General features: G+C 60.3%; 20 protein-coding genes. 5 read left to right on the top strand and 15 right to left on the bottom strand.

What is annotated here, in order from left to right; translation table 11 throughout:
* Position 1 precedes the first annotated feature (1 nt).
* The 13 genes from lpxA to rpsB all read right to left on the bottom strand — a co-directional run bounded on the left by lpxA (position 2) and on the right by rpsB (position 13,228).
* Positions 2-790: an acyl-ACP--UDP-N-acetylglucosamine O-acyltransferase gene (gene lpxA, locus KHU30_RS16245; protein WP_211443678.1), complete on the bottom strand. Its 789-nt coding sequence runs from the start codon at positions 788-790 to the stop codon at positions 2-4.
* 4 nt (positions 791-794) lie between these two features.
* Entirely contained in the window at positions 795-1,310 is a 516-nt protein-coding gene (gene fabZ / locus KHU30_RS16240) for a 3-hydroxyacyl-ACP dehydratase FabZ (protein WP_230411066.1), read from the bottom strand.
* Positions 1,303-2,370 (bottom strand): UDP-3-O-(3-hydroxymyristoyl)glucosamine N-acyltransferase, encoded by a 1,068-nt coding sequence (lpxD, locus tag KHU30_RS16235; protein ID WP_211443676.1) that lies wholly within the window; start codon positions 2,368-2,370, stop codon positions 1,303-1,305. Before lpxD ends, fabZ begins: the two co-directional genes overlap by 8 nt.
* A gap of 25 nt (positions 2,371-2,395) precedes the next feature.
* Positions 2,396-2,923 carry an OmpH family outer membrane protein gene (locus KHU30_RS16230; protein WP_211443675.1) on the bottom strand — a complete coding sequence of 176 codons (528 nt, stop codon included), beginning with the start codon at positions 2,921-2,923 and terminating at the stop codon, positions 2,396-2,398.
* Positions 2,924-3,006: 83 nt separating this feature from the next.
* Entirely contained in the window at positions 3,007-5,403 is a 2,397-nt protein-coding gene (bamA, locus tag KHU30_RS16225; RefSeq protein ID WP_211443674.1) for an outer membrane protein assembly factor BamA, read from the bottom strand.
* A gap of 70 nt (positions 5,404-5,473) precedes the next feature.
* A complete protein-coding gene (rseP, locus tag KHU30_RS16220) occupies positions 5,474-6,847 on the bottom strand; it encodes an RIP metalloprotease RseP (protein ID WP_211443673.1) in 1,374 nt (457 codons plus the stop codon).
* A gap of 28 nt (positions 6,848-6,875) precedes the next feature.
* Positions 6,876-8,045 carry a 1-deoxy-D-xylulose-5-phosphate reductoisomerase gene (gene ispC, locus KHU30_RS16215; protein WP_211443672.1) on the bottom strand — a complete coding sequence of 390 codons (1,170 nt, stop codon included), beginning with the start codon at positions 8,043-8,045 and terminating at the stop codon, positions 6,876-6,878.
* Between the two features lie 7 nt (positions 8,046-8,052).
* A complete protein-coding gene (locus KHU30_RS16210; RefSeq protein ID WP_211443671.1) occupies positions 8,053-8,877 on the bottom strand; it encodes a phosphatidate cytidylyltransferase in 825 nt (274 codons plus the stop codon).
* Positions 8,877-9,653 carry a polyprenyl diphosphate synthase gene (gene uppS, locus KHU30_RS16205; protein WP_211443670.1) on the bottom strand — a complete coding sequence of 259 codons (777 nt, stop codon included), beginning with the start codon at positions 9,651-9,653 and terminating at the stop codon, positions 8,877-8,879. Before uppS ends, KHU30_RS16210 begins: the two co-directional genes overlap by 1 nt.
* 83 nt (positions 9,654-9,736) lie before the next feature.
* Positions 9,737-10,297: a ribosome recycling factor gene (gene frr / locus KHU30_RS16200; protein ID WP_211443669.1), complete on the bottom strand. Its 561-nt coding sequence runs from the start codon at positions 10,295-10,297 to the stop codon at positions 9,737-9,739.
* A 106-nt stretch (positions 10,298-10,403) separates the two neighbouring features.
* Positions 10,404-11,120 carry a UMP kinase gene (gene pyrH / locus KHU30_RS16195; RefSeq protein ID WP_038491057.1) on the bottom strand — a complete coding sequence of 239 codons (717 nt, stop codon included), beginning with the start codon at positions 11,118-11,120 and terminating at the stop codon, positions 10,404-10,406.
* 253 nt (positions 11,121-11,373) lie between these two features.
* A complete protein-coding gene (gene tsf / locus KHU30_RS16190; RefSeq protein ID WP_211443668.1) occupies positions 11,374-12,255 on the bottom strand; it encodes a translation elongation factor Ts in 882 nt (293 codons plus the stop codon).
* A gap of 220 nt (positions 12,256-12,475) precedes the next feature.
* Complete coding sequence (rpsB, locus tag KHU30_RS16185; RefSeq protein WP_014005317.1) at positions 12,476-13,228, bottom strand: 30S ribosomal protein S2; 753 nt, start codon at positions 13,226-13,228, stop codon at positions 12,476-12,478.
* Positions 13,229-13,569: 341 nt separating this feature from the next.
* On the opposite strand from rpsB, the gene map reads away from it, so the two are divergent.
* From map to KHU30_RS16170, 3 genes are all read left to right on the top strand, one after another.
* Positions 13,570-14,391: a type I methionyl aminopeptidase gene (map, locus tag KHU30_RS16180; protein WP_211443667.1), complete on the top strand. Its 822-nt coding sequence runs from the start codon at positions 13,570-13,572 to the stop codon at positions 14,389-14,391.
* A gap of 39 nt (positions 14,392-14,430) precedes the next feature.
* The gene (locus tag KHU30_RS16175) at positions 14,431-16,983 is read left to right on the top strand and encodes a [protein-PII] uridylyltransferase (RefSeq protein ID WP_211443666.1); all 2,553 of its coding nucleotides are present in this window, start codon (positions 14,431-14,433) and stop codon (positions 16,981-16,983) included.
* A gap of 84 nt (positions 16,984-17,067) precedes the next feature.
* A complete protein-coding gene (locus KHU30_RS16170; RefSeq protein ID WP_211443665.1) occupies positions 17,068-17,814 on the top strand; it encodes a pseudouridine synthase in 747 nt (248 codons plus the stop codon).
* Positions 17,815-17,865: 51 nt separating this feature from the next.
* Here the strand turns inward: KHU30_RS16170 and KHU30_RS16165 are convergent, their stop codons facing one another.
* Both KHU30_RS16165 and KHU30_RS16160 read right to left on the bottom strand, forming a co-directional pair.
* A complete protein-coding gene (locus KHU30_RS16165) occupies positions 17,866-18,336 on the bottom strand; it encodes a cyanophycin metabolism-associated DUF1854 family protein (protein ID WP_211443664.1) in 471 nt (156 codons plus the stop codon).
* Positions 18,333-20,651 carry a cyanophycin metabolism-associated ABC transporter gene (locus tag KHU30_RS16160; RefSeq protein ID WP_230427423.1) on the bottom strand — a complete coding sequence of 773 codons (2,319 nt, stop codon included), beginning with the start codon at positions 20,649-20,651 and terminating at the stop codon, positions 18,333-18,335. Before KHU30_RS16160 ends, KHU30_RS16165 begins: the two co-directional genes overlap by 4 nt.
* A 417-nt stretch (positions 20,652-21,068) precedes the next feature.
* Here KHU30_RS16160 and KHU30_RS16155 point away from each other — a divergent pair, with 417 nt between their 5' ends.
* Positions 21,069-23,225: a cyanophycin synthetase gene (locus KHU30_RS16155; RefSeq protein ID WP_211443662.1), complete on the top strand. Its 2,157-nt coding sequence runs from the start codon at positions 21,069-21,071 to the stop codon at positions 23,223-23,225.
* Positions 23,226-23,301: 76 nt separating this feature from the next.
* Positions 23,302-25,872 carry a cyanophycin synthetase gene (gene cphA, locus KHU30_RS16150; protein WP_211443661.1) on the top strand — a complete coding sequence of 857 codons (2,571 nt, stop codon included), beginning with the start codon at positions 23,302-23,304 and terminating at the stop codon, positions 25,870-25,872.
* Positions 25,873-25,914: the final 42 nt, after the last annotated feature.

Raw genomic sequence — 25,914 nt, 5'->3', positions numbered from 1 at the left:
GTCAGCGGATGATGCCACGCGTCGAGGATGCGATGAATTCACGCATCTGCTTCAGGTAGGCAGCGGAGTCCGGCGTCTTGGCCTCTTCCAGAGCCAGCGCAGCCATGGCTTCCTCAAGCGGCAGGCCGGCACGATAGATGGTGCGGTAGGCGCGCTTGATGGCCATGATCTGCTCGCTGCTGAAACCGCGGCGGCGCAGGCCTTCGCTGTTGATGCCGGCAGGTTCGGCGCGGTTGCCGGCCGCCGTCACGAAGGGCGGAATGTCCTGGCTGACGGCCGCGGTGAATGCAGTCATTGCATGGGCGCCGATGCGGCAGAACTGATGCACGGTGGTGAAACCGCCGAGCAGCACCCAGTCGCCGATGTGCACATGGCCGGCCAAGGTGGCGTTGTTGGCGATCGTGGTGTTGCTGCCGATCTGGCAATCATGCGCCACGTGCACATAGGCCATGACCCAGTTGTCGTCGCCGATACGAGTGACGCCGCCGTCCTGCACGGTGCCCAGGTTGAGGGTCACGAACTCGCGGATAGTGTTGCGGTCGCCAATCTCCAGGCGGGTCGGTTCGCCGGCGTATTTCTTGTCTTGCGGCACGGCGCCGATCGAGCCGAACTGGAAAATCGAATTGTCGCGGCCGATGGTGGTGTGGCCTTCGATCACGGCGTGCGGGCCGACCTTGCTGCCGGCGCCGATCACGACATCCGGTCCAATGACTGTGTAAGCGCCGACTTCTACTGAACTATCGAGACTGGCCTTGGGATCGATGACGGCGGTAGGATGAATGCGCGTCATCGGATCACGCTGATGGAGTGGCGTCGGCGATGGTCGCCGCAGGAGTGGACGCTGCGCCGGGGCTGACCGCGGTGCGCATGGTGCACATGAATTCGGCTTCTACCGCCAGTTCGCCGTCAACGCTGGCGACGGCCTTGTATTTCCAGATGCCGCGCACTACGCGCACGATCTCGACTTGCAGCTTGATCTGGTCGCCTGGCTCGACCGGGCGGCGGAAACGCGCCTTATCGATGCCGAGGAAATACACCACGGTATTTTCATCCGGCTTGCGGCCTTCGGTCAAAAATGACAACAGCGCGGCGGTCTGCGCCAGCGCTTCAATCGTCAATACGCCCGGCATCACCGGTTTGTTCGGAAAATGTCCGTTGAAGAATTCTTCATTGATCGTGACATTCTTGATCGCAGTGATCGACTTGCCGCTTTCCCAATTCAATACGCGATCAACCAGCAACAGCGGATAACGGTGCGGCAGGTAGGTTTTGATCTGATTGATATCTAGCGTTTGGTTTGAACTATTCATTATCTTCTTGGGTAAGCTGTTGTGATAACTGTTTAATGGATTTCTCCAGAGACCGGATTTTCTCACGCATTGTGTTCAGATTGCGTACCAGGGCGGCAGATTTTTCCCAGTCGCCATGCTTGGCAATCGGATAAAACCCGGTATATTGCCCCGGTTCGGAAATCGAGCGCAGTGCCAGCGTTCCGGCCGACACATGCACGTGATCGACAATGGTGATGTGGCCATGGATCATGGCGGCGCCGCCTATCGAGCAGTATTTGCCGATCCGGGCGCTGCCGGCAATCCCCGCGCACGCTGCAATCGCGGTATGGGCGCCGATATGGCAGTTATGGGCGATCTGGATCTGGTTGTCCAGCTTGACGCCCTCTTCAATCACGGTATCGGCCAGGGCGCCGCGGTCAATCGTGGTATTGGCGCCGATTTCGACGTCGTCGCCGATCAGCACGCGCCCGGTTTGCGGGATCTTGACCCAGGCTCCGCCATCGTTGGCAAAACCGAAACCATCGGCGCCGATCACCACGCCGGAATGAATGATGGCGCGCTGGCCGATCTCACAGGCGTGATAGACGGTGACATTGGGATAAAGATAACTGCCCGCGCCTATCCTGGCGCCGGCGCCAATCACGCAGCCCGCATCGATGCGGACATTCTCGCCGATGACCGCGCCGCCGCCGATGACCACATTAGGGCCGATGCAGGCACTGGCCGCGACCTCGGCGGCAGGATCGACGCTGGCGGCCGGATCAATGCCGGGAATCACGGGAATTGCATTCCTGGCTGCAAAAAACTGCGCCGCGCGGGCAAAGTACGCATAGGGATTGGCGGCGACAATGCGCGCGCCATGATAGTCGGCGCCGACCGCCGCATCATCCGCGGCAGACAGGATGACGGCAGCCGCTTGCGTTTGCGACACCTGGGGGCGGAATTTTGGATTCGAGAGGAAGGTGATCTGTGATGCGGTGGCATCGCTCAGCGGAGCAATGCCGGATACCTGGGTATCCGCATCACCGGTCAATTGGCCACCTAAGCTTTCGACCAATTCTTTTAGCCGAATGCTCATACTGATTGGCCTTAACAGAATGTACTTATTTATTGAGGATCTTCAGCACTTTATCGGTGATATCAATGCGCGGGCTCACATACACGCCGCCTTCCTGAAACACCATATCGTACTTTTCCGCTTCGGCGATCTGCTTGATCGCCTTGGTGGAACGCTCCAGGACGATTGCCAGCTCTTCGTTGCGGCGCTGGTTCAAGTCTTCGCGGAATTCACGCTGCTTGCGCTGGAAATCCTTGTCCAGATCGGTCAGTTCGCGCTGGCGCTTGTTGCGCTCGGAATCCGAGATCACGGCTGAATCCTTGTCCAGCTTGTCCGCCTTGGCTTTCAAGGTAGCGGCCTGGTCCTGCAATTCCTTGTCGCGCTTGGAAAACTCTGTCTCGATCTTGGTTTGCGCCGCCTTGGCCGGGTTGGCCTCGCGCAAAATGCGCTCGCTGCTGACGAAGGCGATTTTCGAGCCTTCATCCGCATGCACCGGCGCGGCCGCCGACAATGCGCACACAGCCAGCACAGCAGCTGACGGTAAGGATGTAAATGATTTAATTAGAGATTTCAACACTATTCTCCGCAATTCAAATGATGCAACTTGTGCATTATGCCATTCTTGCCAGAATCTGCACGGCGCAGACTCCGGCGGGTTTAGAAGCCCGTACCCAACTGGAACTGGAAGGACTGCGTCTTGTCGGTTGGTTTCGCATTGAGCGGCTTGCCGTAGCTGATTTTCAAAGGACCGATAGGCGAAACCCAGCTCAAACCGAGACCGGTAGAATACCGCAACTCGCTCAACTGCATCGGTTTCTTGTCCGCATAGACCTGGCCGCTGTCAAGGAAGGTAAACCAGCGCAGGGTGCGGTCGCTGCCGGAACCCGGGAACGGGAACTGCAATTCCATGTTGCCGAACACGCGCGAGGCGCCGCCCATCGAATCGCCGTACTGGTCGACGTTGGTGCCGACGCCCAGTGTCGAACCTTCAAAACCGCGCACGGTGCCGATACCGCCGGCATAGTAATTCTTGAAGACCGGATACGGCTTGCCGCCGATGCCGCGGCCATAATCGACCTCACCGTTCAAGGCCAGCGTTACCGCATTGCCCCAGAATGGCTGGAAGTACTGGTGCTGATAGCTGGCGCGGTAATAGCGCAGGGTACCTACCGCTGACACTTCAAGCGTGGCGCGCTGGTAGCGTCCCTTGGTCGGCACCAGCGCGCTGTCGCGGCTGTCGCGCTGCCAGGCAGCCGTCAGCGGGAAGCTGTTGGTGGTAGCGGCTGCAGGATTCTGCAAGATGTCATAGCTCTGGCCATTAGGCAAGGTCTGGCCGCTAGGCACCAGGACGCCGTTGCCGAAATCATGGACATACTGCTGGTACAGCAACGGGCTGGAGCTATCGGCCTTGACGTTGGTGTTTTCAATGCCGACGCCGAAGAACACCGTATCCAGTTCCGAAAACGGCACGCCGAACTTGATATCGCTGCCGATGGTGCGGACGCGGTAGTCACCGGTCGTGTATGGCGACGGCCGCACGGTGCGCAGATACACGTTGTAGGTGCGGCTGATGCCGTCATCGGTAAAGTAAGGATTGGTCTGGGACAGCGCGATCACCCGCGAGTAGCTGCTGGTGTTCACGTCGAGGCCGATGGTGTTGCCGCTGCCGAAAGCATTTTGCTGCTGGATCGAACCGGACAGGCTCAGCTTGTCGGTCTGCGAGAAACCGGCGCCGACCTGGATGTTGCCGGTAGGCTTCTCGGTGACCGCCATGTTGATATCTACCTGGTCGGAAGTGTTCGGCACTTCCGGCGTTTCGATAGCGACGTCCTTGAAGTAACCGAGACGGTCGACGCGGTCGCGCGACAGCTTGATCTTGGAACCGTCGTACCAAGAATCTTCGAACTGGCGGAATTCGCGGCGCACCACTTCGTCGCGCGTCTTGGTATTGCCGGTAACGTTGACGTGGCGCACGTAGACGCGCTTACCCGGATCGACCAGGATGGTAAACGCCACTTCCTTGGTTTCGCGGTTCAGGTCCGGATTGGCGTTGACGTTGGCGAACGCATAGCCGAAGTTGCCCAGGCGCTCGGACATCTTCTTGGTGCTGTTGTTGAGCTTTTCGCCGTTGAACACGTCGCCTTTTTTCAGTTCCAGCAAAGACTTGAGCTCGTCTTCGCGGCCGAACATCTCGCCTTCCATCTTGATGTCGGAAACCTTGTACTTTTCACCTTCGTTGATATTGATGGTGATGTAGATATCTTTCTTGTCCGGCGTGATCGACACCTGGGTCGATTCCACCTGCATCTCGATATAGCCGCGGTTCAGGTAGTAGGAACGCAGGGTTTCGATATCGCCCGACAGCTTTTCCTTGGCGTACTGGTCGGCCTTGGTATACCAGGTGAACCAGCCCGGCGAGCGCAGCTTGATCTGGTCGCGCAGGTCGCCATCGGAGAATGCCTTGTTGCCGACGAAGCGGATTTCCTTGATGCGCGATACTTCGCCTTCGTCCACGGCAAACGTGACATTGACGCGGTTGCGTTCGATAGGCGTGACGGTGGTCGTCACTTTCATGCCGTACAGGCCACGCGACAGGTACTGTTTCTTCAGCTCCTGTTCAGCGCGGTCGACCTGGGCCTTGTCGAAAATGCGCGATTCGCCGACACCGATTTCCTTCAGCGCCTTGGTCAGCTGGTCTTTATCGAATTCCTTGATCCCGGAGAAGTCGACAGCGGCGATCGACGGCCGCTCTTCCACCATCACCACCAGCACGTCGCCTTCGGATTCGATCCGCACATCCTTGAAGAAGCCGGTGGCATACAAGGCCTTGATCGCTGCGGTACCTTTTTCGTCGGTGAACTGCTCGCCGACGCGCACCGGCAGGTAGCTGAACACAGTACCGGCCTCAGTGCGCTGAATACCTTCAATGCGAATATCCTTGACCACAAACGGCTGCACCGCCATGACCTGGCCCGAACAGAGGGCGAAGGCGGCGGCAGCAATCAAACGACGGGGAAGAATCGACAAAGGGAAGTGCTCGGAATGTAATTTCATTAGCGATCGTTTTTTATCAATGTCCTTGTCCGCCACGATTGTCAGACAAGAGAGCCGAACTTAAAGGAGTTTAAAATAGGAGCCGAACGATGTCGTTAAACATGGCGACCATCATCAACGTCATCAAAATGCCGATGCCTGCGCGCTGTGCAATTGCACCAACCCGTTCAGGAATGGGGCGTCCGGTCAAAACTTCCAGCGAATAATACAGCAAAAGACCACCATCTAGAACCGGAATGGGAAGCAAATTCATGACGCCCAGACTAATGCTGATAAAGGCGATAAAGCTCAAATAGCTGAATGCGCCGATGCGTGCGGTCTGACCGGCGTAGTCGGCAATCGTGATCGGTCCGGTGATATTTTTCCAGGAAACCTCGCCGACAATCATCTTGCCCAGCATTTTCAAGGTCAGGATGCTGCTGTCCCAGGTCCGTTTTGCTCCTTTGGCAAGTGCCTGCAGGGGCGGACTGCTGGACAGCACCATCTCCGGCATCGTTGGCAACAATTCAACCTTGATGCGGCCGATCGTCCCGTCTTTGGATTGCTGCGCCTCCGGCGTGACAGCCATGTTAAACACATTGCCGTTCCGCAATCCGGTCAACGTCAGCGGCTTGCCGGGAGAGGCGCTCACCTTGGCGATGAAAGCCGCGCTATCAGAAATTGTCTCGCCATCGATCGCGGTGATCAGGTCGCCATTCTGCAAACCCGCTTTCATGGCCGGTCCGTCAGGCTGTACTTTACCGACGATCGCCTTGCCCAGCGCCAGCTTGATGCCCAGTTTGCCGAGATAATCGCCTTCCAGGTCCTTGGTGGACACGCCGTCGGTCGACAAGCTGACCGTATCCAGCAGGTGGCCGCCGCCCGCGGCAGCAGGATTTGCATGGCGCACATCCAGCTTCACTGGCGCCTTGTCGACTACCGCCTGCATCACTTTCCAGCGCAATTCGTTCCAGGTCTGGACCGCTTCGCCGTTGACGCCGGTAATGAGGTCATCGGCACGCAAGCCGGCCTTGTAGGCCGCGCTTTGCTCCGGCACCGCCCGCACTCTCGGGGTCGGCTCCATTTCGCCATAGCTGTACAAGCCGGCGAATAGCAAAATGGCAAGAATGAAATTCGCCAGGGGGCCTGCGGCGACAATCGCGATGCGCCGCCATACCGACTGGCTGGTGAATTCCCGCTTCATGTCTTGCGGTGAAATGCCCGATACATCTTGCTCACGGGCATCCAGCATCTTGACGTAGCCGCCCAACGGCAGGATCGAAAGCGCCCACTCGGTCTGGTCGGGGCCGAAACGGCGCGACCAGACAATCTTGCCCATGCCAACCGAAAAGCGCAGCACCTTGACGCCGCACAAACGCGCGACCCAATAGTGGCCGAGCTCGTGGATGATCACCAGCGAACCAAGGGCGACGACAAATGCGAGGATAGTTTGCAGAAAGGCCATTGCCGTATATAAGTGTGCGAAGGTATGGTCAGGATATCAGGGCATTGACGGCCTGGCGCGCCAGGCGGTCTTGCTCAAGCAGCATATCGATATCGGTCACCGCGCACAGCGGCAGGCTGTCCATGGTGCGGGCGATTAATTGAGCGATCATGCCGAATCCGATTTTTTCATCCAGAAAAGCTTGGACCGCGACTTCATTCGCGGCGTTCAATATAGTTGCGGCCGAACCGCCGGCCAGCAATGCATCATACGCGAGTTTCAGGCAGGGAAAGCGCTGCAGGTCTGGCCGGCTGAACTGCAATTGCCCGATCACCGTCAGGTCAAGCGGGCTGACGCCGGAGGCGATGCGCTCAGGATAGGCTAGCGCATGGGCGATCGGCGTGCGCATGTCGGGATTGCCGAGCTGCGCCAGCACCGAGCCGTCGATATACGACACCATGGAATGGATCACGCTTTGAGGATGGATCACCACTTCGATCTGGCTGGCCGCAGCGCCGAACAGCCAGTACGCCTCGATCACTTCCAGCCCCTTGTTCATCATGGTGGCGGAGTCGACCGAAATCTTGCGGCCCATGACCCACTTCGGATGGGCGATCGCTTGCGCCGGCGTGACCGTATCCATGGTCTCCAGCGGCCGCGTCAGGAACGGACCGCCGGATGCCGTCAGCAGGACCTTTTCGACCCCGAGCGCCGCCGGCGAACGCTGATAGTTATGCGGAAGGCACTGGAAAATCGCATTGTGCTCGCTGTCGATAGGCAACAGCACTGCCCCGCTCTGCTTGACGGCGTCGATGAACAGCTGGCCCGACATGACCAGAGCCTCCTTGTTCGCCAGCAGGACCTTCTTGCCGGCCTTGGCAGCAGCCAGGGTCGGCTCCAGGCCGGCGGCGCCGACAATTGCAGCCATCACGGCATCGCAAGCGGAGGCGCTGGCGACCTGGCATAAAGCCGCGGCGCCGTGCAGCACTTCGATCTGGGGGGCTTGCGCCTGCAGCAGACGGCTCAGCAGCTGTGCCGCAGCGGGGCTGCCGACCACCGCCACCTGGGGCTTGAACTGCAGGCATTGCTGCGCCAGCTGTTCCACCCGGCTGTGGGCCGTCAGTGCATACACCGAATAGCGCTCCGGATGACGCGCCAGCACATCCAGCGTCGACATGCCGATCGAACCGGTGGAGCCGAGAATAGTAATATTTTGCATACCCGACCTAGAACCAGAAACTCAACAAAGCCGCCAGCGGCAGCACCGGGATCAGGGCATCGACCCGGTCCAGCACGCCGCCATGGCCCGGCAGCAGGTTGCTGCTGTCCTTGATGCCGGCGCGGCGCTTGAGCATGGACTCGAACAAATCGCCGGCGACGCTGGCGGCCACCAGTACCGTCATGGCTGCCAGCAATCCTGCCCAGCCCCAGGTCGCCAGCAGGCGCATCGGGAAAGTATCGGCCAGCGCCGGCGTGAAACTGAAGCCCACCGCCATCAGCAGCACCAGGATCCAGCCGCCGACGGCGCCTTCCCAGGACTTGCCGGGGGAAATCGACGGCGCCAGCTTATGGCGGCCGAAAGCCTTGCCGGAAAAATAAGCGCCGATATCGGCAGCCCAGACGATCACCAGCACCGACAGCAAATACATGGGCGAATGATGGAACAATACGACAATTGCGAGGAAACAGCCAAATATGGCGATGGCGTAAGTTGCCGCAATCAGCCGGTTGGCCAGGCTGGGCAAGGCCGGCAGGCCGAACGCCAGGGACGGCACGAAACGGAAGCACCAGATTGCCACGCACAGCGCGAACAGCAGACGTATATTGGGGCCGCTGCCCGCATACAGCACAGCGCCGAACAGGATCAGGGCAGCCAGCCCCCATGCCAGCGCGGCTTTAGCCGAGGCGCCGAATATGCGGGCGCTCTCCCAGACCGCGGCGCCGAAAAACAGCGTCGAGACAACGGCAAATGCAGGGTAGTAATTGAAATACAAGATTGGCAGCAGTACCGCCAATAACAGCAACGCCGTGATGACACGTGTTCTTAGCATCAGGAAGCCTGTTCAACCAGTTGCGCGCTGGTGCGCCCGAAGCGCCGTTCGCGCTGCTGGTAAGAGGCAATCGCCTTGTCCAGCTCGTCGGCGCCGAAATCCGGCCAGTAGGTATCGGTAAAGTAGAGCTCGCTGTAGGCCAGTTGCCACAGCAGGAAATTGGAAATGCGCTGCTCGCCGCCGGTACGGATGAACAGGTCCGGCTCAGGCGCATAGGCCATCGCCAGGTGCTGCGCCAGCTCGTCCTCGGAAAACGCATCCGCCCCGGCGAGTGCCGGCGCGCCGCTGGCGGCGCGGGCAGCCAGCATCTTTTGCACCGCCTGCATGACATCCCAGCGGCCGCCGTAGTTGGCGCAGATGGTGACCGTCATGGCGGTATTGCCGGCGGTCTTGCGCTCGGCGTTATCGATCATCTGCTGCAGCTTGTCGTCGAAACGGCTGAGGTCGCCCACCACTTTCAGGCGGATGCCATTAGCATGCATCTTGCCGACTTCACGTTCCAGCGCCACCATGAACAGACGCATCAGCAGCGATACCTCATCGGCCGGCCGGCGCCAGTTCTCGGAACTGAAAGCAAACAGCGTCAGGTATTCAACCCCGCGCGCGGCACAGGCTTCTACCGCGGCGCGCACCGCTTCGACGCCTTTGCCGTGGCCGGCGACACGCGGCAGAAAGCGGCTGGTGGCCCAGCGGCCGTTGCCATCCATGATGATGGCTACGTGCTTTGGCACTGTCGGGCTGGCAGGCAGGGTTTGCGTGGAACTTGAATGGGCCATAAATAATCAGTAAGAAAGAATGCGCAGGGTGGACATGAGATGCCCACCCTGCGCAGATAGTGCTGTCGGACCTATCGCTAGCGTTAAACCGTCAGGATCTCTTTTTCTTTATCGACCACTTGCTTGTCAATTTCGGCAACGAACTTGTCAGTCAGCTTCTGGATTTCATCCTGCGCGCGGCGCTCGTCGTCTTCCGAGCATTCCTTGTCCTTGACCAGCTTTTTCAAGCCTTCGTTGGCGTCGCGGCGGATATTGCGGATTGCAATCTTGGCATCTTCCGCTTCGCCCTTGACCAGCTTGACCATTTCCTTGCGGCGCTCTTCCGTCAGCGCCGGTGTCGGCACCCGCACCAGTTCGCCCTGGGTCGATGGATTCAGGCCGAGGTCGGATTCGCGGATAGCCTTCTCAACCACTGCAAGCATCTTCTTTTCAAACGGCTGCACGCCGATGGTGCGCGCATCGATCAGCGTCACGTTGGCGACCTGGCTCAGGTTGGCCGGGCTGCCGTAGTAGTCCACCGTGATATGGTCAAGGATGCCGGTGTGGGCGCGGCCGGTACGTACCTTGGCCAGGTCGGCCCGCAAAGTCTCCAGCGACTTTTGCATTCTTTGATCGGTATTCTTCTTGACGTCAGCAATGCTCATGCTGCTCTCCTCTACGAAAACAAATTATATTAAATTGGCTGTATCTTATTCGCGTAACAGAATTGCGCAACGAATGTGCACAATTATTACAAATCGGACAAATATTTTATACGTGCACCAGAGTGCCTTCATCCTCACCCAGGATGACGCGCTTCAGCGCACCCGGTTTGATGATGGAAAACACCTTGATCGGCAGCTTCTGGTCGCGGCATAGGGCAAACGCCGTGGCGTCCATGACTTGCAGATGCTTGGTGATCGCTTCGTCAAACGTGATGTGCGAATAGCGGGTCGCGGTCGGATCCTTGTTTGGATCTGCGCTGTAGACGCCGTCGACCTTGGTCGCCTTCAGCACGATTTCAGCGCCGATTTCCGAACCGCGCAAGGCCGCTGCAGTGTCGGTGGTGAAAAAAGGATTGCCGGTGCCTGCTGCAAAAATGACAACCTTGTCTTCTTCCAGATATTGCAGCGCCTTGGGCCGCACGTATGGCTCTACTACCTGTTCGATGCTGATGGCCGACATGACGCGCGCGGTGAGGCCGATCTGACGCATTGCGTCCGCCAGCGCCAGAGAATTCATCACCGTCGCCAGCATGCCCATGTAGTCTGCGGTAGCGCGGTCCATGCCTTGGGCGCCGGGTGCGACGCCGCGGAAAATATTGCCGCCGCCGATCACGATCGCCAGTTCGACGCCGAGCTTGGCGACTTCGGCGACGTCGGCCACCATGCGCTCAATCGTCGCACGGTTGATGCCGTAGGCGTCATCGCCCATCAGGGCTTCACCGGAGAGTTTCAGGAGAACACGCTTGTAAGCTGGTTTTGTCATGGTCTGGGCCCCTTGTGGCTTTCCGATTGATATTGTGTTTTATTCACGCCTAGCTGAAGCACTGCAGCGCCATTGTCAGGCCAAACTGCAGCAAAATCTACTATCAGGCTCTTTTTGGATAATCGGAGCCGGTTCCTGCCGCCTCCCTGCTCTCTTGGGAGAGCAAGGGAACGGCAAGGCATTCCTTAGTCCGTGGCCTGGGAAGAAAATTCCGCAGAGCCAAAAAAACGGGCCTTTCGGCCCGTATTCTTGCTTACGCCTGCTTGGCCGCAGCAACTGTCGCTGCAACTTCCGCAGCGAAGTCATCTTGTTTCTTCTCGATGCCTTCGCCGACCACAAACATGGTGAACGCTTTCACGCTGGTGTTGGTAGCCTTCAGCATTTGTTCAACAGTTTGCTTGTCGTTCTTCACGAAAGTCTGGTTCAGCAGGGAAACTTCCTTCAGGAATTTCTGCACCGAGCCTTCGATCATCTTGGCGGCGATATCTGCAGGCTTGCCGGATTCGGCTGCCTTCAGGGTTGCCACCGAACGCTCTTTTTCGATCAGGTCGGCCGGTACTTGCTCGGACGACAGCGAAACCGGCTTCATCGCAGCGATGTGCATGGCCACGTCTTTGCCGACTTGTTCGTCAGCGCCGTCGAATTCAACCATCACGCCGATGCGCGTGCCGTGCAGGTAGGAAACCAGCTTGGCGGCAGTGTCGAAACGAGTGAAACGGCGGATCGACATGTTTTCGCCGATACGGCCGATCAGGGCAGCGCGGGTTGCTTCGACAGTGCTGTCGTTGAGCGGCAGGGCCGACAAGGCAGCCACGTCGGCCGGGTTGTTTTCGGCAACCAGCTTGGCGCAGGCATTCGCCAGGGCCAGGAAGTCGTCGTTCTTGGTGACGAAGTCGGTTTCGCAGTTGACTTCGACCAGGGCGCCGACGCCGCCGGCGATGTATGCTGCCACAACGCCTTCAGCTGTCACGCGGGAGGCAGCCTTGGAAGCCTTGCCGCCCAGTTTGACGCGCAGGATTTCTTCTGCCTTGTCCATGTCGCCGCCAGCTTCGGTCAGCGCCTTTTTGCATTCCATCATTGGCGCATCAGTCTTTGCGCGCAGTTCGCCTACCAGTGCTGCTGTAATTGCCGCCATACTATTCTCCTAGCTCAGTTGACGCTGTGCCGGCGATCCGCTACTGCCATGCAGTGCGGCCAACAACCGGCGCGCCGTCATTCAAAATATTCAGGTAAATTCGGTGTAACTTCGTCGGTTCAATTCTGGTGTAACGCAAATGTAACACCAGCAAGTGATACAAAAAAAGGGGCAACCACGCCCCCTTTTTCTTCTGAGTATGAAACCTCAGATGCAGGGCTTAAGCCTGATCGTTAACTTCAACGAATTCGTCGCCAGCTGCGCCCTTGATGGCTTCAACTACGTCGTTCACTGCATTGGCGCGGCCTTCCAGGATGGCATCGGCAACACCGCGAGCGTACAAAGCGATTGCCTTGGACGAGTCGTCGTTGCCAGGGATGACGTAAGTCACGCCGTCCGGGGAGTGGTTGGTATCAACCACGCCGATAACCGGGATGCCCAGCTTAGCGGCTTCAGTGATGGCGCCCTTGTGGTAGCCGACGTCGATCACGAAAATTGCGTCAGGAATGCCGCCCATGTCCTTGATGCCGCCGATAGCTTTTTGCAGCTTGATCAGCTCGCGCTGGAACATCAGGCCTTCTTTTTTGCTCAGCTTCTCAACCGAACCGTCTTCAATCGAAGCTTCCATTTCTTTCAGGCGCTTGATCGATGTCTTGATGGTCTTGAAGTTGGTCAGCATGCCGCCCAGCCAGCGCTGGTCGACGAAAGGCGAACCCGAACGCGCTGCTTCAGCGGCAACGATTTCGCGCGCCTGGCGCTTGGTGCCGACAAACAGGATGTTGCCGCGGTTGGACGACAATTGGCGGATGTACTTCATCGCCTCTTGGTACATGCCCAGGGTTTTTTCCAGGTTGACGATATGAATCTTGTTGCGGTGACCGAAGATGAACGGCGCCATCTTTGGGTTCCAGAAACGGGTTTGGTGACCGAAGTGGACACCGGCTTCCAGCATTTCACGCATTGTTACGGACATAATTTTCTCCAGGGTTGGGTCTGGAATCTGCTCAGTCACTGCCTTGCCTACCGGCGGGACAGCACCCTTTTCGAGCGGATTCGCGTTTTTAAAACATACAATTAACGACAACAGCGTCGGTATAGCCCAATAGCAATTCGAGCTAACCCAAGATTGTAACCCAAAACCCATGACTTCTTCAAGTCCCGGGAGCCATAACTTTAAGCGCATCTTGTGATGCTCGTTTATAATCGTTACCTGAATGAATCCCGGCCGCCTTTATCCATTTTTGCCCGTTTTTACGGTGGTTGCGCGCCCTTGCCAGCGGATTTGCCCTTATATCTCAGCTTCTCTTCTTACCTATGACCACTATTTCCATCAAAACCGCCGAGGATATCGCCGGCATGCGCATCGCCGGCAAGCTTGCCTCCGAGGTGCTCGATTACATCACGCCCTTCGTCAAAGCCGGCGTGACCACCGGCGAGCTGGACCGTCTGTGCCACGAATTCATGACAAACGTGCAAGATTCCATCCCGGCGCCACTCAACTATTGCCCGCCCGGCTATACCCCGTACCCGAAAGCCATCTGCACTTCGGTCAACGATGTCATCTGCCATGGCATTCCGGGCGACAAGGTACTGAAGAACGGCGACGTGGTGAATCTCGACATCACTATCATCAAGAACGGCTACCACGGCGACACCAGCCGCATGTTCTATGTCGGCGAACCGTCGATCATGGCCAAGCGCCTGGGCGACATCACCTATGAATGCATGTGGCTGGGAATCGCCAAGATCAAGCCCGGCGCGCACTTGGGCGATATCGGCCACGTCATCCAGCAGCACGCCGAGAAAGCCGGCTACAGCGTGGTGCGCGAATTCTGCGGCCACGGCATCGGCAAGGTATTCCACGAAGAGCCGCAGGTCTTGCACTACGGCCGTCCCGGCACGCTGGAGCGGCTGGAAGCCGGCATGATCTTCACGGTCGAGCCGATGATCAACGCCGGCCGCCGCGACATCCGTGAAATGGGCGACGGCTGGACCATCAAGACCAAGGATCGCAGCCTCTCCGCCCAATGGGAGCATACTGTGCTGGTGACCGAAACCGGCTATGAAGTGCTGACCGTGTCGGCCGGCACGCCGCCGCCGCCGGCATTCGTCCAGCAGGCAGCGGCTGCCGCCTGATCACATCTGCACCTATTTCTCAAGCATTGAACGCCGTACATGACGACACTTGCCGCGACCCTGAAACAACAGCTTAGAACCGAGCGGCAAGTCATCATCTCCGCATTCCTGGCAGAGGGCAAACCCGGCGAACTGCTGACAGCGCTGCGCCGCAGCGTCGACCTTGCCCTGACCCAGGCCTGGAAAATGCTCGGCATGCCGGCATCGGCGGCGCTGGTGGCGGTCGGCGGCTATGGCCGCGGCGAACTGTTCCCCCACTCCGACGTCGATGTGCTGATCCTGCTGGGCGCCGCACCTGATGCCGAACTGAAACCGCGGCTGGAGCAGCTGGTCCAGCTGTTCTGGGACATCGGACTGGAAATCGGCCACAGCATCCGCACCGTCGACGAGTGCCTGAGCGAATCGGCGGCAGACATCACGGTGCAGACCAGCCTGCTGGAAGCGCGCCTGGTGAGCGGCAACCAAGCCTTGTTCCATCAGCTGCAGGAGCGTTGCAGCGCGGCGATGGATCCCTGCGCCTTTTTCCAGGAAAAGATCCTGGAAATGCGCCAGCGCCACGTCAAGTATGAAGACACGCCCTACAGCCTGGAGCCGAACTGCAAGGAAAGCCCGGGCGGCCTGCGCGACCTGCAGGTGATCCTGTGGGTGGCCAAGGCCGCCGGGCTCGGCGAGTCCTGGCCCAAGCTGGCCAAGCACGGCCTGATCACGGCGGCGGAAGCGCGCCAGCTGTCGCGCCAGGAGCGCGCCTTCAAGGATATCCGCATCCGCCTGCACATCTACACCAACCGGCGCGAAGACCGCCTGGTGTTCGACGTGCAGACGCCGATCGCCGAAGCGCTCGGCTTCCAGACCACGGAAACGCGGCGCGCCAGCGAATACCTGATGCAGCGCTACTACTGGGCCGCCAAGGCGGTGACCCAGCTCAACACCATCCTGCTGCAGAACATTGAAGTGCAGCTGTTCCCGCAGCCGATGGTGCCGCAGCGCATCAACGAGCGCTTCAACCATCTCAACCGCCTGATCGACATCGCCCACGACGACCTGTTCAAGACCACGCCGTCGGCCATGCTGGAACTGTTCCTGCTGCTGGCGCAGCACAGCGAGCTGCGCGACATGACGGCGCGCACCCGGCGTGCGCTATGGCATGCACGCGTCAAGATCGACAACGCCTTCCGCCGCGATCCGGTCAACCGTTCGCTGTTCATCCAGATCATCCAGGCGCCGCAAGGGATTACCCACGCGCTGCGCGGCATGAACCAGACCAGCATCCTGGGCCGCTACCTGCCGAACTTCCGGCGCATCGTCGGCCAGATGCAGCACGACCTGTTTCACGTCTACACCGTCGACCAGCACATCCTGATGGTGGTGCGCAACGTACGCCGCTTCACCATGAGCGAACACGCCCACGAATACCCGTTCTGCAGCCAGCTGATCGCCAATTTTCCGCGCCCCTGGCTGCTGTATGTAGCCGCCCTGTTCCACGATATCGCCAAGGGCCGCGGCGGCGACCACTCCAAGCTGGGCATGACCGACGCCCTGCATTTCTGCCAGCACCATGGCCTGGCGCCGCAGGACACCGCGCTGGTGGTGTTCCTGGTCGAGCACCACCTGACCATGTCGCAAGTGGCGCAAAAGCAGGATCTGTCGGATCCGGAAGTGATCCTGCACTTTGCCGGCACGGTCAAGGATGAACGCCACCTGACCGCGCTTTACCTGCTGACGGTGGCCGATATCCGCGGCACCAGTCCCAAGGTGTGGAACGCCTGGAAAGGCAAGCTGCTGGAAGACCTGTACCGCATGACCTTGCGGGTGCTGGGAGGCGAGACGCCGTCGGCCGACCGCGAGCTGAAGAACCGCCAGGAAGAAGCGCTGAAGACCCTGCGCCTGTACGGCTTGCCGCCGGACGCCCATGAAGCGCTGTGGCAGCAGCTCGACGTCGCTTACTTCCTGCGCCATGACGCCTCCGATATCGCCTGGCAAACCCGCTCCTTCTATAACCAGATCGACAACCCGGCGCCTATCGTCAAATGCCGCCTGGCGCCGATCGGCGAAGGCTTGCAGGTGGCGGTCTACACCAAGGACCGCAGCGACCTGTTCATCCGCATCTGCAGCTATTTCGACAGCAAGAATTTCAGCATCCTCGACGCCAAGATCCAGACCACGCGCCACGGCTACGCGCTTGACTCCTTCCTGATCAGCGCGCCGCTGTTCGCCAAGCACTACCGCGACATCATCAACCTGATCGAGCACGAACTGACCGCCCTGCTGCAAACCGACAGCGCCCTGCCGGCAGCGTCGCGCGGCCGCCTGTCGCGGCTCTCGCGCACCTTCCCGCTGACGCCGACGGTCGACCTGCGGCCGGACGACCGCGGCCAGTACTACCTGCTGTCGATCACCGCCAACGACCGTACCGGCCTGCTGTACTCGGTCGCCAGTGTGCTGGCCAAGCACAAGATCAACCTGCACACCGCCAAGATCATGACCCTCGGCGAGCGCGTCGAAGACGTCTTCCTGGTGGACGGCAACGCGCTCAACCATGCGCGCATGCAGATCCAGCTTGAGACCGATTTGCTGGATGCTTTGCACATTTGAGATGAACTTCATCGAAGCACCCTTCGTCATTCCCGCGAACGCGGGAATGACGGCTGTAGATTTTATATTTTTTATTCACACATCATGACTGAACCACTACGCCTTTCCAAACGCATGTCAGAACTCGGGCTATGCTCGCGCCGCGAGGCCGACGAGTGGATCGCGCGCGGCTGGGTGCGGGTCGACGGCATCGTCGTCTCGGAACTCGGCAGCAAGGTGCTGCCGAGCCAGCGCATCAGCGTCGAACGCCAGGCCGCCGCCGAACAATCGAAGCGCGTCACCATCCTGATCAACAAGCCGGTCGGCTATGTCAGCGGCCAGGCCGAAGACGGCTACCAGCCGGCGGTGGCGCTGATCAAGGAAGCCAACCGCTGGAGCGAAGACCCCTCGCCTACCCTGTTCCATCCGACCCAGCTGCGCAGCCTGGTGCCCGCCGGCCGTCTCGACATCGACTCGGTCGGCCTGCTGGTGCTGACCCAGGATGGCCGCATCGCCAAGCACCTGATCGGCGAAGAGACCAGCGTCGACAAGGAATACCTGGTGCGGGTGCGCTATACCAAAGGCGACAAGCTGCCCGACGCCGAACTGCGCCGCCTCAACCACGGCCTGACGCTGGACGGCAAGCGCCTCAAGCCGGCCATCGTCAAATGGCAGAACGAGGATCAGCTGAGTTTTACCCTGCGCGAAGGCAAGAAACGCCAGATCCGCCGCATGTGCGACATGGTCGGCCTGAAAGTGCTGGGCTTGAAACGGGTACGGATCGGCGGCGTCAAGCTGGGGAATCTGCCCGAGGGGCAATGGCGCTATCTGGGGGCGGACGAGCAGTTCTAGGAATTTGGAAGCACTGCGCGGGCAGAACAACCTGCCCACGCGCAAAATCAATTACAGGAAACGATCCAGGATCTTGCGGCTGGCCTTGTCCAGCGCCTGCGTATCCCGGATCAGGAACTGCACGCCATGGCTGTCGGCGATCAGCAGGCTGGTCGCCACGATACGGCGGATATCTTCCTCGCCCTTGAGGGTGAAAGAAGCATCGCCGCGATTGGTTTCCACATGCCAGATGCTGGGCGCGGTGTAGCTGGATACTCTCTGGATGCGCTTGATTTCCGGCATGAACTCGCGGCTGGCAAGTTCTTTCTCGACCATCGCCCGGGTCTCATCCGGCAGATCCGACAAGCGGCTGATCCAGGACAGTTCGTGGCCGTCGGCGCTGACCAGCGACAGGCCGTCGTCCGGCGCGCCAATCGGAAAGGCCCGCACCGGCACCACCCCTTCATGCACCGCGCCATCGGCGGCTGTATACACCAGGCGGCCGAAAGCGTTGCGGCTCAATTTGAAATCATGTGTCGTCATACGTTCTCTTCGCTATCTTCGTCGACCAATTGCGGCTCGCCTTCGCCTTCAGGATTGCGCAACTGCGCCTGGTACAGGCGGTAGTAGGCGCCTTCGCGCAGCATCAGTTCGTCATGGCTGCCGACTTCAACGATCTGGCCGCGGTCCAGCACTACCAGGCGGTCGGCCTTGCGCAAGGTCGACAGACGGTGCGCGATGGCAATCGTGGTGCGCCCCTGCACCAGGTTGTCGAGCGCTTTCTGGATTTCTTTTTCAGTTGTTGTATCCACCGATGAGGTGGCTTCGTCCATGATCAGGATGCGCGGATCGATCAGCAGCGCGCGCGCGATCGAGATGCGCTGGCGTTCGCCGCCCGACAGCGCCTGGCCGCGCTCGCCGACCAGCGAGTCATAGCCTTGCGGCAGGCGCAGGATGAATTCATGGGCGTGGGCGGCACGGGCAGCGGCAACGATTTCCTCGCGCGTAGCCTCGGGCTTGCCGTAGCAAATGTTCTCGGCAATGGTGCCGAAGAACAGGAACGGTTCCTGCAGCACCAGGCCGATATTGCGTCGATATTCCGAGATCGGCATCGAACGGATATCGACGCCATCGATGCGTATCGATCCTTCCGAGACGTCGTAGAAACGGCAGATCAGGTTCACCAGCGTGCTCTTGCCGGAACCGCTGTGGCCGACCAGGCCGATCATCTCGCCCGGCTTGATATCCAGACTGACGCCGCGCATCACCGCCCGATTGCCGTAGCGGAAACCGATGTCGCGCAATTCGATGGCGCCCTTGACGTTTTCCAGATGGACCGGGTTGGCCGGCTCAGGAACGCTGGAGACATGATCGAGAATCTCGAAAATCCGCTTGGCGCCGACCGCTGCCTTTTGCGTCACCGAGACAATCCGGCTCATCGAATCGAGGCGGGTATAGAAGCGGCTGATGTAAGCCAGGAACGAGGCCAGCACCCCGACCGTGATCTGGTTCCTGGAAACCTGCCAGATACCGAATACCCAGACCACCAGCAGACCGACTTCGGTCAGCAGGGTCACGGTCGGTGAAAACAGCGACCAGATCTTGTTGACACGGTCGTTGACCAGCAGGTTGTGCTGGTTGGCGTCGCGGAAACGCGTGGCTTCGCGCTTTTCCTGGGCGAAAGCCTTGACCACCCGGATGCCGGGGATCGTATCGGCCAGCACATTGGTGACTTCGGCCCAGATGCGGTCGATCTTTTCAAAACCGTGCTTGAGGCGGTCGCGCACCAGATGGATCATCCAGGCGATGAACGGCAGCGGCACCAGGGTCACCAGCGCCAGCCACGGATTGATCGAGAACAGGATCACCGCAGTCATGATGATCATCAGGACGTCGATGGCGAAGTCCAGCAGATGCAGGGACAGGAACACGCAAATGCGGTCGCTTTCCGAGCCGATGCGCGCCATCAGGTCGCCGGTGCGCTTGCCGCCGAAATATTCCTGCGACAGGCGCAGCAGGTGTTCATAGGTGGTGGTGCGCAGGTTGGCGCCGATGCGCTCGCTGACCAGCGCCAAAATATAGGTGCGGGCCCAGCCCAGGCTCCAGGCCACCAGCGCAGAAGCCAGCAGTCCGGACAGATACAGCTTGACCAGGTCGGTATTGATGGGTTTGCCGTTCTGATAAGGAATCAGCACATTGTCCATCAGGGGGCCCATCAGATAAGGCGGCACCAGGGTGGCGGCGGTGGAAATGAGCATCAGCACGAAACCCAGCAGCAGCATGCCCTTGTAGGGCTTGGCAAAGCGCGCCAGGCGGAACAAGGCCCAGGTCGACGAAGGCGCCGCGCCTTTTTCGGGACAGATCAGGCACTCCTCGCTGTCCGCAGGCAGCGGCGCGTCGCATTGCGGACAAGTGGCCTGCTCTTCGCGCAAGGCGGAACGCCCCGCCAGCCGGTCGTCGCGCTGCTGCTCGAAGACCTTGATCAGGCGCAGCGCATCCAGATTCAGTCCGAGCGTATAGCGCCAGCTTGCCAGCTGCTGTTGCTCATCATGCAACTCCAGGCTGCCGACGCCGGCATGATCGTGATGGCCAAGCTTGAGGCCGGAACGGTAACTCCAGTCGCGCCAGCTGCTGTCGTCGGCCATCCTGGCCAGCACGCGCTGATTGGTGACCAGCACCAGCCCTTGCGCAAAATGCAGCGAGGCGTTGAGATCGATCGCCAGGGACGCAAGGATTTCCTCGGCCGGGGCAAGCTGAGTTGTCACTTCGGCACGCAAAGCAGCAGGTATGGCAGCGGGCAAATTATGTGATAAATAATTACCGGCTTGGGATATTGGGGATATTGGATTGCTTTTCATCTAAACGGCATGGTGTGTCCGCGCGCATAATGGCTAACGGACCGGATGGAATTTTGTGTGAAACCGCCTTGGAACATGATGACAACTATCGACAGGCTCCTGCGGGAGCGACCGCAGGCGTCGCTGAGCGCACGCTCGCACTGCCAACACATTGTGAGAACAGACCAAAAATGGCGCACATCGTCTGCCGCAAGTATTATATCCTATCGGGTTTTCTGGAAACGTTACTCTTCGTTACTAAATAACACTATCTTTTTGGACATTATTATTTAGTAAGCCGATGTAAACCAAACCGCGCTTTAGCGCGTTACAAGTTATTGCAGGGTGTTGAAGCCGGCACGCGCAATCGTTCCGGATCCACGAATGGCCATTTGGCCAGCCCTTTTTGGCACACGCCTATAGCCTCATTGCTGACTCATGAAAAACATTGAAATTCTCCGTATCATGTCCCTGCGCGGACCGAATATATGGACGTATAGATCAACCCTTGAGGCGTGGATCGACATAGGCGAACTGGAAGACTTCCCCTCCAATACCCTGCCCGGCTTCAACCAGCGCCTGACCGGCTGGCTGCCGTCCCTGATTGAACACCGTTGCAGCTACGGCGAACGCGGCGGTTTTGTACAGCGCCTGCAAGACGGCACATGGCCCGGCCACATCCTCGAACACGTCACGCTGGAACTGCAAAACCTGGCCGGCATGCCGGGCGGCTTCGGCAAGGCCCGCAGCACTTCGGTGCGCGGCGTCTATAAAGTAGCGGTGCGGGCGCGCCACGAAGAAGTCACCCGCGCCGCCCTGCACGCTGCGCGCGACCTGGTAATGGCCGCGATAGAAGACAAGCCGTTCGACGTTCCCGCCACTATCGCTACGCTGCGCACCATGGTCGACTCGCGTTGCCTGGGCCCCAGCACCGCCTGCATCGTCGAAGCCGCTGACGAACGCCGCATCCCTTCTTTCCGCCTGACTGACGGCAACCTGGTGCAGCTCGGCCACGGCATCCGCCAACGCCGCATCTGGACCGCGGAAACCGACCAGACCAGCGCCATCGCCGAAAGCATCTCCAGCGACAAGGACCTGACCAAGACCCTGTTGCAAGCCTGCGGCGTGCCGGTGCCCGAAGGCCAGGTAGTGGAAAGCCCGGCGGAAGCCTGGGAAGCCGCCGAAGACATCGGCTTGCCGGTGGTGGTCAAGCCCTCCGACGCCAATCATGGCCGCGGCGTCTTCATCGACCTCAACACCCGCGAGGAAATCGAAACCGCCTACACGCTGGCGCTGGAAGAAGGCAGCAGCGTGATCGTCGAGCGCTTCATCCGCGGCAACGAGCACCGCCTGCTGATCGTCGGCGGCCGCCTGGCAGCCGCTGCCCGCGGCGAACCCCTGTCGGTAACGGCCGACGGCAGCTCGACCATCCTGCAACTGATAGAAAGCCAGATCAATTCCGATCCGCGCCGCGGCGAGCTGGAAGAATGCCCGCTCAGCCTGGTGCTGCTGGACCAGGAACCGGTGGTTCGGGTTGAACTGGAACGCCAGGGCTACAGCGGCGATTCGATTCCGCCGGCCGGCAAACAAGTACTGATACAACGCAACGGCAATGTCTCTATCGACGTCACCGACCTGGTGCATCCGAGCGTAGCCGCTGCCGCTTCGCTGGCGGCGCGCGTGGTCGGCCTGGATATCGCCGGCGTCGACCTGGTGGCGGAAGATATTTCCCGTCCGCTGGAAGAACAGCGCGGCGCCATCGTCGAAGTCAACGCGGGCCCGGGCCTGCTGATGCACCTGAAGCCGGCGGAAGGCCGGCCGCGCCCGGTCGGCAGGGCCATCATCGAACATCTGTTCGCCGCTGGCGACAACGGCCGCATCCCTATCGTCGGCGTCTCCGGCACCCATGGCAAAACCACAGTCTCGCGCCTGATCGCATGGCAGCTGCACCTTAGCGGCAACCATGTCGGCCTGGCTTGCGGCGACGGCCTCTATTTCGCCCAGCGCCAGGTCGAAAAAGGCGACTGCGCCAACTGGGAATCGGCGCAGCGGGTGCTGATCAACCGCGCGGTGCAAGCGGCAGTCTTCGAAAACAGCCACGACACCATCTTGTCGGAAGGCCTGGTGTACGACCGCTGCCAGGTTGGCGTGGTCACCAACATCGCCGCTGACGACAGCCTGCCGCAGTACTACATCGGCGACGCCGAGGAAATGGTGAAAGTCACCCGCACCCAGGTCGACGTCGTGCTGCCGACCGGCGTCGCGGTGCTGAACGCGGCCGATGCGCTGGTGGCCGACATGGCTTCCCTGTGCGACGGCGAAGTGATTTTCTTCGGCATCGATCCTGCCCTGCCGGTCATTGCCGAACATCTCGAAAAGAACAAGCGCGCGGTGTTCATCCATAACGACCAGATCATGCTGGCCACCGGCAAGAGCGAACTGCTGCTGGCGGACATCACCACCGTGCCGCTGATTGCCCGCAGCAAGGACCGCTTCCAGATTGAAAACGTGCTGGCGGCAGTTGCCGCGGCATGGGCGCTGGACATCTCGCACGACTTGATGCGCGCCGGGATTGAAACTTTCGAGATGGCTTAGCCAGTTGCGCAGCAACTCAGCAGAAAACCAGAAATCAGAATCATCAGAATCATCAGAAAATTAGGAAAACCTGTCGATGGACGTATCACGTATCCGAGTACTTCGCGGCCCCAATCTGTGGAGTCGACACACCGCTATTGAAGCCATTGTGTCCTGCACCGAAGCCGAGCGCGCCATTGCCGGCATCGCCGGTTTCGAGGCCAAGCTGCGTGAACGCTTTCCACAAATCGGCTTCCTGGAGGCGACCGGTAAAAACGAAGTGGTCTCCATGGCGCATGCCCTGGAAATCGCTGCGCTCGGGCTGCAGTCCGAAGCCGGCTGCCCGGTCACCTTCAGCCGTACCGTGCCGACGCTGGAAGCCGGCGTCTATCAGGTGATCGTCGAATACAGCGAAGAAGAAGTCGGCCGGCTGGCTTTCCAGCTGGCGCAGGAGCTGTGCCTGGCGGCGCTGGCGGACCAGCCTTTCGACCTGGCAAGCGCATTGGCGCGCCTGCAGGAACTGGATGAAGATATCCGCCTCGGCCCCAGCACCGGCTCCATCGTGCAAGCCGCGGTATCACGCGGCATTCCCTTCCGCCGCCTGACCGGCGGCAGCATGGTGCAGTTCGGCTGGGGCAGCCGCCAGCGCCGCATCCAGGCCGCGGAAACCAATCACACCAGCGCCATCGCCGAATCGATCGCGCAAGACAAGGACCTGACCAAGAAGCTGCTGAACGCCGCCGGCGTGCCGGTGCCTATGGGCCGCGTGGTTTCCACTGCCGAAGAAGCCTGGGCCGCGGCCCAGGAAATCGCCAGTCCGGTGGTGCTCAAGCCGCGCGACGGCAATCAGGGCAAGGGCGTGGCAGTCAACATCACCGCGCGCGAACAGGTCATGGCCGCGTTCGCCGTGGCTTCAGAAATCTGCTCGGAAGTGATCGTCGAGCGCTACCTGCCCGGCCATGACTTCCGCCTGCTGGTGGTCGGCAACCATCTGGTGGCAGCAGCCCGCCGCGATCCGCCGCAAGTGATCGGCGACGGTGTGCGCACCATCCGCCAGCTGGTAGACCATGTCAACAGCGATCCGCTGCGCGGCGAAGGCCATGCCACCTCGCTGACCAAAATTCGCTTCGATGCGATCGCCCTGGCGACGCTGGCGAAACAGAATTACTCTGCCGACTCGGTACCGCCGCAAGGCACGCGCGTGGTGTTGCGCAACAATGCCAACCTGAGCACCGGCGGCACCGCCACCGACGTCACTGAAGATGTGCACCCGGAACTGGCGGCGCGCGCGGTTGCGGCCGCGCAGATGGTCGGCCTCGATATCTGCGGCGTCGACGTGGTCTGCAACAATGTCCATCAGCCGTTGGAAGAACAGGAAGGCGGCGTGGTCGAAGTCAACGCCGCGCCCGGTTTGCGCATGCATATCAGCCCCTCCTACGGCAAGGGCCGCGCGGTCGGCGCCGCCATCATGTCGACCATGTTTGAAGACGGCGACAATGGCCGCATCCCGCTGGTGGCGGTAGCCGGCACCAACGGCAAGACCACCACCGTGCGCCTGATCGCCCACCTGCTGGGCCGCAAGGGACTGCGCGTCGGCATGACCAATTCGGACGGCGTCTACATCGAAAAGCAACGCATCGACACCGGCGACTGCAGCGGTCCGCGCAGCGCCCGCAACGTCCTGATGCATCCGGACGTCGACGCCGCGGTATTTGAAACCGCGCGCGGCGGCATCCTGCGCGAAGGCCTCGGCTTTGACCGCTGCGACGTCGCCGTGGTCACCAATATCGGCATGGGCGACCATCTCGGCCTGAGCTTTATCAGCACGGTGGAAGACTTGAGCGTGGTCAAGCGCGTCATCGTCGAGAACGTCGCGCCCGGCGGTCATGCGGTCCTGAACGCCGCCGATCCGATGGTGGCCGGCATGGCCAAAGCCTGCCCCGGTTCGATCACCTTCTTCGCCCACGATTTCCATCACCCGCTGATGACCACCCATCGCGCCCAGGGCCATCGTGTGGTGTACCAGGACGGCAACGCCATCGTCGCCGCCAAGGGCAAGCAGGAACACCGGCTGCTGCTGCAGGAAATCCCGCTGACCCGCAATGGCAGCATCGGCTTCCAGATCGAGAACGCCATGGCCGCCGTCGCCGCCGCCTGGGCCCTGAACCTGGACTGGGATGTGATACGCGCCGGCTTGGCCAGCTTCGTCAACGATGCCGCCACCGCGCCCGGCCGCTTCAATGTATTCGAGTATCGCGGCGCTACCCTGATCGCCGACTATGGCCACAATCCGGACGCCATCCAGGCGCTGGTAAAGGCGATCGACGGCATGCCCGCCAAACGCCGCTCGGTAGTCATCAGCGGCGCCGGCGACCGTCGCGATATCGATATCCGCCATCAGACCGAAATCCTCGGCGACGCCTTCGATGAAGTGATTCTTTACCAGGACCAGTGCCAGCGCGGCCGCGCCGACGGCGAAGTGCTGGGCCTGCTGCGCGAAGGCTTGAAGAATGCCCGCCGCACCACCGCCACCGAGGAAATCAACGGCGAATTCATCGCCATCGACACCGCCCTCTCGCATCTGTCGCCGGGCGATCTGTGCCTGATCCTGGTCGACCAGGTGGAAGAAGCGCTGGCGCACATCGCCAAGCGTATTGCGGAAGTCTGATTAACGGTCTTTCGTCGCGCCCGGCACACTTTAGCTAACTGG

It is taken from the genome of Collimonas humicola, from assembly GCF_018304945.1.
In the GTDB taxonomy this organism is placed as follows: domain Bacteria; phylum Pseudomonadota; class Gammaproteobacteria; order Burkholderiales; family Burkholderiaceae_D; genus Collimonas; species Collimonas humicola.
Note: the sequence above shows the minus strand (reverse complement) of the source record. Positions and strands in the feature narration are given on the sequence as shown.